At 73.6% G+C, this 303-nt stretch carries 1 pseudogene; it reads left to right on the top strand.

What is annotated here, in order from left to right:
• A pseudogene (locus ACLBX8_RS31960) lies at nucleotides 1-303 on the top strand (UdgX family uracil-DNA binding protein); the annotation flags it as partial.

The raw sequence follows: 303 nt of genomic DNA on the forward strand, positions 1-303 counted from the left end.
CTAACCTGAAGGCGATGCGGGCGGAGATGCCTAAGAAGTACTGGCACAACATGCCCGAGACGGCCGCGATCCCGGCCCTGGTCCGGGCGGGGGCCGGGCGCACCGAAGCCATGATCGAGAGGGAGCCGGCCTTGCCCACACGCCGCGAACCCGCCCGGGCCGTCGCCGCCATGGCCGACCAGGATCCCAAGAGCCTCGACGAGCTGAACGCGATCACCCGCCGGACCGAGCCGCTGGTGCCGGGGGCCACCCAGGCCGTGCTCGGCGAGGGGGCGGTCGGGGCGACGGTGGCCTTCGTGGGCG

Source organism: Methylobacterium sp. D48H (genome assembly GCF_053345715.1).